3 protein-coding genes, 1 tRNA gene, 1 pseudogene and 1 riboswitch are annotated in these 4,280 nt (G+C 50.7%); of the genes and pseudogenes, 1 reads left to right on the top strand and 4 read right to left on the bottom strand.

Translation table 11 applies throughout. The annotated features are described in order from the left end of the window. From ACTHUE_RS11655 to metK, 3 genes and pseudogenes are all read right to left on the bottom strand, one after another. Positions 1-80 (bottom strand): annotated as a pseudogene (locus ACTHUE_RS11655) (accessory factor UbiK family protein); the annotation flags it as partial. Positions 81-204: 124 nt separating this feature from the next. Continuing rightward, positions 205-1,272: a DUF1176 domain-containing protein gene (locus ACTHUE_RS11660; RefSeq protein WP_004521055.1), complete on the bottom strand. Its 1,068-nt coding sequence runs from the start codon at positions 1,270-1,272 to the stop codon at positions 205-207. A gap of 171 nt (positions 1,273-1,443) precedes the next feature. After that, complete coding sequence (metK, locus tag ACTHUE_RS11665) at positions 1,444-2,613, bottom strand: methionine adenosyltransferase (protein ID WP_004521057.1); 1,170 nt, start codon at positions 2,611-2,613, stop codon at positions 1,444-1,446. Between the two features lie 173 nt (positions 2,614-2,786). Next, a riboswitch (SAM-I-IV-variant riboswitch) is annotated at positions 2,787-2,897 on the bottom strand. Positions 2,898-3,005: 108 nt separating this feature from the next. On the opposite strand from metK, the gene ACTHUE_RS11670 reads away from it, so the two are divergent. Continuing rightward, on the top strand, positions 3,006-3,884 hold the full coding sequence (locus ACTHUE_RS11670; protein WP_440361150.1) for a lysophospholipid acyltransferase family protein: 879 nt from the start codon (positions 3,006-3,008) through the stop codon (positions 3,882-3,884). Between the two features lie 49 nt (positions 3,885-3,933). On the opposite strand, the gene ACTHUE_RS11675 is transcribed toward ACTHUE_RS11670, so the two are convergent. Continuing rightward, positions 3,934-4,010: transfer RNA gene (locus ACTHUE_RS11675), tRNA-Pro, on the bottom strand. Between the last annotated feature and the right edge of the window lie 270 nt (positions 4,011-4,280).

Raw genomic sequence — 4,280 nt, forward strand, 5'->3', positions numbered from 1 at the left:
TCCATGTCTTTGGCAGGGCTGTTGGCGATGGTTTCGCTGATTTTGGAGCTGACTTCTTCAAAAAGTTGTTTGCCGAACATAATCCGTATCCTTTATTCAGAATGTATATAGAAATTCAAGTGGCTATTGTATAAGGAAAAAGGCCGTCTGAAAACGGGAATTTTGAGACGGCCTTTGCTTTCTATCGTAAATATTCCGTGTATTTTAACGTTCAACACGGGCTTCAAAAATAGGCATCAGCCACGCGCCGCCTGTGAAGCCTTTGCATGAACCGGTGGTGTGTTCCTCACTGCGGACAAACGTTTTACCGTCCCACACCGCTGCATTACCAGACCAGCAGTCGCCGATCCCTCGGCCTTTGAAGCTGCCGCTAAGGGTGGCTGTTTTCTCATCGAATCCACCGTGACCGCCGTATGTCATTGGCGGTAGCACTTGTTCGATTTTGGTTAATTCTTTGTTGGCAATGGCATAGTAGCCGCCGGTTTGATAGGCTCCGCCGATACAGATGGCCTCTACCAATACTTGTTGTTTGTTGAGCGGATAAATACTTAGGCTGCGATTCCAATCCATGTGCTCTTTATCATGCAGGGCGGGGCAGTAATTGTCATCGTCAGTGGGAGCATAGTTGTTGCTGTCTCGCAGCAGTTTCATGACGGCATTGTGGCGCGGCGTGTTTTGCTCCAGCGTATCGCCTGCATTTTTCGGCACGGCAACGGCGCGGATAACGGGTTTGGGTTGAGGATTGAGGACTGCCTGACTGCTGTTGCCTTTGCGTATCAGTGCGGAAGGTGTGTTCAGACGGCCTTGGAATTCGTCCGTTTTCAACATCGCCGCCGCTGCGCCTTTGTCGGACAAATGCCATTCATATTTTCCAGAGCGGATGCTGATTTTGCTCTCTTTTTTCAATGCTTCGAGTAAGGCACTGGTTTGCGCGCTGCTCAATTTGCCTTGGCCTTTTTTATTGAACGCCAATTTGCCCAGTGATTTACCGTTCAATACCAATTCGTTGCGGGTTGCAATGCTGGCGAGTTGTGCTTCATCGTCATTAAATGGCAGTAGGGAAACTTCGCCAATTACTGCGGCATTCGCCCCTGCTTGTCGGGTAAACAGGATAGAAACCGGTGGTTCTATTTCATCTGCTTGGTATCCGGCAAGACGGCAGGTGCCGGTATTGTCGCAAGCAATGTCCCAGTCTTTGTAATTTTGATAAAAGCCTTGAGGCGGAGCAGCCAGTGCGGTGGCAGGCAAAACAGCCAGCAGCCATTTCTTCATGATGTATGCTTTCAATTTTATTTATGTAGATTCACAAAGACAGCATAGCAATCCAAGGTTTCGTTGCGCTGTTTTTGTGAAAATACGATGTGTCGTTCGTAAAAAGGTTTTGAATATTTAGATGTAAAAAGGCCGTCTGAAACTCCCGTTCAGACGACCTTTATTATTTTTTTACACGCCTGCGGCTGCTTTCAATGCGGCTGATTTGTCGGTGCACTCCCAAGTAAATTCAGGCTCTTCGCGACCGAAGTGGCCGTAGGCGGCGGATTTTCCGTAAATCGGGCGCAGCAGGTCGAGCATTTGGACGATGCCTTTAGGGCGCAGGTCGAAATGTTCGCGAACCAGGGCAATCAGTTTTTCTTCGCTGATTTTGCCGGTGCCGAAAGTATCGATGGAAATCGAAGTCGGTTCGGCAACGCCGATGGCGTAGGAAACTTGGATTTGGCATTGGGTTGCCAAACCGGCGGCGACGATGTTTTTCGCAACGTAGCGGCAGGCGTAAGCGGCGGAACGGTCCACTTTGGACGGATCTTTGCCGGAGAATGCACCGCCACCGTGCGGAGCTGCGCCGCCGTAGGTATCGACGATGATTTTGCGGCCGGTCAAACCGCAGTCGCCTTGCGGGCCGCCGATAACGAAGCGGCCGGTCGGGTTGATCAGGTATTTGGTTTCGTCGGTCAGCAGTTCAGACGGCAGAACCGGTTTGATGATGTGTTCGATCACGGCGTTTTTCAGCTCTTCGTAACCGATAGACGGATCGTGCTGGGTAGACAGGACGACTGTGTCGATGCGTTTTACTTTGCCGGTTTCGCTGTCGTAAACCACGGTCAGTTGGGCTTTGGCATCAGGACGCAGCCAAGGCAGGCGGCCGTCTTTGCGCAATTCGCTTTGGCGTTGCATCAGGCGGTGGCTGTAATAGATGGCAAACGGCATCAGGGTAGGGGTTTCGTCGCAGGCATAGCCGAACATCAAACCTTGATCGCCCGCGCCTTGGTTCAGGTCGATGCCTTCGCCTTCGTTCACGCCTTGGGCGATGTCCGGAGATTGTTGGTCGTAGTACACGCCGACTGCGCAGCCGTTGGCATCAAAGCCCAGCTCGGAGGAGTTGTAGCCGATGCGTTTGATGGTTTCGCGTGCAACTTTGATGTAGTCCACTTGGGCGGTGGTAGTGATTTCGCCTGCCAATACGCACAAGCCTGTGTTGACCAAGGTTTCTGCTGCGACACGCGCTTTGGGGTCTTGCGCCAAGATGGCATCCAAAATCGCATCGGATACTTGGTCGGCAACTTTATCCGGATGGCCTTCGGATACCGATTCGGAAGTAAACAGATATTCGCTCATTGCTATTCTTTCATTAAAAACAGGCTGCTGTGTTTTCAGACAGCCTTTTATTTCGGACAGCGGAAATCATAACAAAAACTCCGCTTTTTCTCTATACAAGTGAGAAACATTCGCACTTGTCTGCTGTTTCGGAATCCTGTTGCACGTTTCTTACAGGCAAAAAAATTCCCGCATTAAGCGGGTTTGGATTGCTCTGGCGAGCCACATCGGTTTTTCAACCGTCCACCTTACCTTTCCGTTTGAAAAGCAGGTTGGCATGGAATTCCCAACTCTTAATGCAGCGCGGATAGTAGCAGAAAAGCAGGTGTGCCGCAATATATTTGCCCGAAGTCTGTTTTGTTCAGACGGCCTGTTTCGTTTACAATCTGTCCACTTCATTTTGGTAAAACCTTATGCAAACGCTTGTTACCTTTGTTTTTAAATTTTTGGCCGCGCTGCCTTTGGCTTGGTTGCACAAATTAGGCAATCTGCTGGGCAGTTTGGGTTTCCGTTTGCTGTCGAAAGATCGCCGACGTGTTTTCGAAAACATGAAACTTGCCGGCTTGAACCCGACGGACGAGGCGGTGAAAAAAGTTTTCCGTGAAACGGCAAAAGGCGGCTTGGAATTGCCGGTGGCGTTTTTCAGACGGCCTGAGGAAATTGAAAACCTGTTTGTCAGCGTCAATGGTTGGGAACATGTTCAGACGGCCTTGAGCGCGGGCGAAGGTTTGCTGTTTATCACGCCGCACATCGGCAGCTATGATTTGGCCGGCCGCTACATCAGCCAGCAGCTGCCGTTTCCGCTGACGGCGATGTACAAGCCTCCGAAAATCAAGGCTTTTGATGCGGTGATGCAGGCGGGGCGCGTGCGTGGCAAGGGTAAGACTGCGCCGACCAGCATTCAGGGCGTCAAACAAATCATCAAAGCGCTGCGCGGCGGCGAAGCGACCATTGTGTTGCCGGACCATGTGCCGTCTCCGGAAGAAGGCGGCGACGGCGTGTGGGTAGACTTTTTCGGCAAACCTGCCTACACTATGACGTTGGCGGGCAAGCTGGCGCAAGTCAAAGGCGTGAAGGCTTTGTTTTTCTGCGGCGAGCGTCTGCCCGATGGGAAAGGCTTTGTCTTGCACATCGAGCCTTTGCGCGGCGAATTGAACGGTGATAAGGAGCACGACGCGCGTGTTATCAATGAAAATACCGAATATTGGATACGCCGTTTTCCGGAACAATATTTGTTTATGTACAACCGCTACAAACATCCCGAAGGCGCGCCTTTCCCGCCGGAAGTATAGGCTTGCCGAATGTAAAAAAACCTGCTTGGACTCAAGCAGGTTTTGTATTTGGTCGGAATGAGAGGATTCGAACCTCCGACCCCTTCGTCCCGAACGAAGTGCGCTACCGGGCTGCGCTACATTCCGAATGTGGGAAATTATAGGATAGGGGAAGCCGGTTTGTACAGAGGTCGATAAATAATTAATAATTGGCTGCTGATGGGTTTGTTGTGTTTTAGGCCGTCTGAAGCGATGTGTTTCAGACGGCCTGTGTTTTTGTTTGCCGCTTCTGCTGAAGCATTTGTCCTAATGGCATTATAATGTGGGCAATTGTTTTTTAGATTGTCTGCTATGTTTTATCTTTATCAGTCCGACCGTTTGGAAGCGCTTGCCGAAATGTGCGCGCATATTCATCAG

The organism is Neisseria sp. P0021.S005 (assembly GCF_051956955.1).

What these genes read in the sequence shown, in the direction of transcription:
- ACTHUE_RS11660 (WP_004521055.1), bottom strand. Translation starts at nt 1,272, where the DNA reads ATGAAGAAATGGCTGCTGGCTGTTTTGCCTGCCACCGCACTGGCTGCT.
- metK (WP_004521057.1), bottom strand. Translation starts at nt 2,613, where the DNA reads ATGAGCGAATATCTGTTTACTTCCGAATCGGTATCCGAAGGCCATCCG.
- ACTHUE_RS11670 (WP_440361150.1), top strand. Translation starts at nt 3,006, where the DNA reads ATGCAAACGCTTGTTACCTTTGTTTTTAAATTTTTGGCCGCGCTGCCT.